The following is a 1,937-nucleotide window of genomic DNA, read 5'->3' as shown; positions in this document are numbered from 1 at the left end:
TTCTCATGGAGAACGTGCCGGACATGGCACTTGACCACGGGATGTGGATCCTTCGGTCGATGGTCGATGAGCTAGAGGGCCTTGGGTACTCCGTCCACGAGCGGGTCGTTAGTACGAGTGACTATGGCGTGCCGCAACTCCGGCAGCGGTTCTTCCTGGTCGCTCTTCGGGATGGGACGCGATTCGACTGGCCCAAGGCAGACGAGCGGATCATCAGCGTTCGGAACGCAATCGGCGACCTTCCACCAGTTGAGGGTGGCTGGAGGCCTCAGAATGGCGATGACCCAGCCGATCGGGTTGCTTCTGGATGGGCCTCGTACGGTGGTCCCCATTCATCGTTCCAACATCGCATGCGAGCAGATGTTCCCGACGACCAGGCAGATCGGATCTACGACCACATTACTCGGCCCGTGCGCCAAGACGACGCCGAGGCGTTCGCGTTGATGGACTCTTCAACGAAGTACTCGGATCTTCCGGAAGAACTCAAGCGCTACCGGTCGGATATCTTCGACGATAAATACAAGCGGCTCAGTTGGGACAATCTGAGCCGAACGATCGTTGCTCATATCGCCAAAGACGGCTACTGGTACATTCATCCGGATCAGTCCCGCACGATCAGTGTGCGTGAGGCGGCTCGGATCCAGACGTTTCCCGATGATGTCCGATTTTCCGGCCCGCCGTCAGCAGCTTTCAAGCAAATCGGCAACGCCGTGCCGCCAGAGGTTGCGTTCCGTTTAGCGACAGCCATACGGGATTCTCTCGAACACCCTGTGCCGGGAAACTTTCGCACAGCGGACGTCGCTCAACAACTGGCGGGTTGGTATGAGACCGTTGAGACTGGCGCGATACCGTGGTTGCGGTCTACGAATAGGCTTCAACTCGTGGTGGCCGCAGGTCTGCTTGATCGCATGTCGGCGAGCGATGCGAGGTTGGGCTGGCGGTTGATTGAGCCGCTCCGAAACTGTGACGAAATGCGCGCAGCTCGTCGCGCGATCGAGTTTGGACTCGGCCCGCTCGGGCGAGCCCACCGGATAGAAGTTCTTGACGCCATTCTGGACGAATTGAGTTCAAGCGACATCCAACTTGAGAATGCCACGGCCGATGAGCTGAAGGCACTCAAGTCGATTGGACCCTCGGTCGCTGACCTTGCGGTACGAGTCCACCCAGGGGAGTCCGAGCAGCGGGAGGAGCCGATAGTCGCGACGAGCGGGGCCATTCGGGTCGCAAGCCGTTTCTTTGGGGCACGTGTGCATGAGAACCGGAATCGGCTGACCGACGGCCGACTTGCCGTCGCAAGACTGGTTGGTGGCGACGACAATTCCCACGCCGCTCATCTTGGGCTCATCGAATTGGCCGAATCAGTCTGCATGACATCGGCCCCCGACTGCGGCCTGTGCCCCCTTGTGGCCGACTGCAGTCACGCTGCGCTCGAGGGCTACCAACTGCGCCTCCCAGCTACCAACCAAGCGCTCGCGTGAGATCTGGGTCGCTGTCTCTCAGGTGATCGATGATGGCCATCAGGTCATTGGTCCGGCCTGTTGCCAGGGCTGCCGATATGAGACCAGTGGCAAGACGTGCGACGCCGCCATCGGTGAGTGGGGCGTGTTCCGTTTCTGTGGCATCAACGGTCGGTGAACTACCGGTTCGTTGATCCTTGCGGTACATCGCTTGGGCACGTTTGCACAACGCACCGACCTCAGGTTCGACCATCTGGCGGACCTCCGTCGGCAGAATGGCGCGCATTTTCGCCACGTTTACACGGAAGAGGTCGTCAAGTTCGGGTCCGAATTCGATGGCGGCCCGCGCCAGTTTCGTGTGCTCGTCGATCGAACGCATACCTGCCCATCCACCGCCCTGAACGAGCCTGTCCGCTCTATAAACGTAGAGACCTTGTTGGCGGTTCCACCGCCGAGGTCCGCTCATGCGCTCGAATGCGT

Annotated in this window: 1 protein-coding gene and 1 pseudogene; one reads left to right on the top strand and one right to left on the bottom strand. The window is 60.1% G+C overall.

The annotated features are described in order from the left end of the window. Window positions 1-1,478, top strand: a 1,478-nt coding sequence (locus tag ACH2EI_RS07920) for a DNA cytosine methyltransferase (RefSeq protein WP_395159645.1), incomplete at its 5' end; no start/stop codon positions are given. Here the strand turns inward: ACH2EI_RS07920 and ACH2EI_RS07915 are convergent. Further along, window positions 1,456-1,937: pseudogene (locus ACH2EI_RS07915) on the bottom strand (ATP-binding protein); the annotation flags it as partial. The gene ACH2EI_RS07920 and the pseudogene ACH2EI_RS07915 overlap by 23 nt on opposite strands.

Origin of the sequence: Ilumatobacter sp. (genome assembly GCF_041688325.1) — a bacterium.
Taxonomy (GTDB): Bacteria; Actinomycetota; Acidimicrobiia; order Acidimicrobiales; family Ilumatobacteraceae; genus Ilumatobacter_A.
The sequence above is the reverse complement of the archived record's forward strand: the minus strand, read 5'-3'. Positions and strand labels throughout refer to the sequence as shown.